Below are 2,045 nucleotides of genomic sequence, written 5' to 3'. Positions count from 1 at the left end.
GTGGCGATGAGCTGCCGCTACCCGGGCGGGGTGAACTCGCCGGAGGACCTGTGGGACATGCTCGTCCAAGGCCGTTCGGGCATCTCCTCCTTCCCTGAGGACCGGGGCTGGGATCTGGAGGCGTTGTATGACCCGGATCCGGATCATGTGGGGACCACGTATCTGCGTGAGGGTGGGTTCCTGAAGGACGCGGCCGGGTTCGACGCGGCGTTTTTCGGGATCAGTCCGCGTGAGGCGATCGCGATCGATCCGCAGCAGCGGCTGCTGCTGGAGACGTCGTGGGAGGTTCTGGAACGGGCCGGGATCGACCCGGACGCGCTCCGAGGCACCCCGACCGGCGTCTTCATCGGCGGAACTCAGACCGGTTATGGCTCAGGGCCTGGACCGTACCCCGAGGAGATCGAGGGATACCTGCAGACCGGAAACGCCGGCTCCGTCATGTCGGGGCGGGTGGCCTACAACCTCGGTCTCGAAGGCCCGGCGCTGACGGTGGACACCGCCTGCTCCTCCTCCCTGGTCGCCATCCATCTCGCCTGCGAGTCCCTGCGCAGAGGTGAAAGCACTCTGGCGCTCGCGGGTGGCGTGACGGTCATGGCGACACCTGAGCTCCTGGTGGACTTCAGCCGTCAGCGTGGTCTGGCGCGGGATGGCCGGTGCAAGGCGTTCTCGGATGAGGCCGATGGCACCGTCTTCTCCGAAGGTGTGGGCATCCTGCTGCTGGAGCGGTTGTCGGAGGCGCAGGCCAACGGCCACCGGGTCCTGGGTGTGATCCGCGGATCGGCGGTCAACCAGGACGGCGCCAGCAACGGCCTGTCGGCCCCGAACGGTCCTTCTCAGGAGCGGGTGATCCGCCAGGCGCTGGCCAACGCCGGCCTGGCGCCGGGCGACATCGACGCGGTCGAGGCCCACGGCACCGGCACCAAACTCGGCGACCCCATCGAGGCCCAGGCCCTGCTGGCCACGTACGGGCGCGATCGGGATCCGGCGGACCCGTTGTGGCTGGGGTCGGTCAAATCCAACTTCGGGCATTCGCAGGCCGCTTCCGGGGTGGCGGGTGTGATCAAGATGGTCATGGCCGCCCGCGAAGCCCTCCTCCCGCAAACCCTGCACATCACCACCCCCACCACCCACGTCGACTGGGAACAAGGCCAGATCCGCCTCCTCCAGCACCCCCAAACCTGGCCCGCGCACAGCGACAAACCACGCCGCGCCGCCATCTCCTCCTTCGGCATCAGCGGCACCAACGCCCACCTCATCCTCGAACAAGCCCCCCACCCCACCCCCACAGGCACAGGCCCCAACACGGGCACCAGCACAAGCGCTGACACCGGGATGGCCGCCGAAGCTCCGAAGTCCCTGCCGCTGGTCCCGGTGGCCCTGTCCGCCCGTGACCAGAAGAGCCTGGCTGCTCAGGCCGCCCGCCTGGCCGGCCACCTCACCACCCACCCCGACCTCCCCCTGCACGACATCGCCCTGTCCACCGCCACCACGCGCGCCCATCTCGAACAGCGCGCCGTCATCCTGGCCCGCAACGCCGACGACCTCCACCACGCCCTCAACCACCTCGCCGGCACAAACACCGACGACAGCACGGGCCTCGGCGCAGGTGACGGCGTCGCCAACAGCAACGGCAGCGTCAACGGCAGCGTCAACGGCAGCGGTGACGCGGGCAACGGCAGCGACAGTGGCGACAGCTCAGGCGCTGGCAACGGCATCAACACCGCGACCGTCAACGGCACCGTCAACGGCAACGGCACTCACGGCGGCACCGGCATCACCGAGAACGCCGCAAACGGCACCAGCAACGGCAACGGCACAGACGCCGCAAGCGGAGCCGCAACCGCAACCACCAACGGAGCCGAAGCCGAGACCGCCGACGGAGCCGGCACCCGCTCCAACACCCGCTCCAACACCCGCAACAGCGTCAACCGCAGCGCCGTCGGCGTGGGCGTGAATGTGATCGTCGGGCGTGCCCGACCCGGCAAAACCGCGTTCCTCTACTCCGGACAAGGCGCCCAACACCCCGGCATGGGCCGCCAACTCTA

The 2,045-nt window shown here is 69.1% G+C and carries 1 protein-coding gene; it reads left to right on the top strand.

From position 1 onward, the window contains the following. A partial coding sequence (locus tag ACWDX9_RS62675) for a beta-ketoacyl synthase N-terminal-like domain-containing protein (RefSeq protein WP_449973346.1) occupies window positions 1-2,045 on the top strand: 2,045 nt, incomplete at both ends.

Source organism: Nonomuraea sp. NPDC003201, from assembly GCF_053590415.1.
Note: the sequence above shows the minus strand (reverse complement) of the source record. Positions and strands in the feature narration are given on the sequence as shown.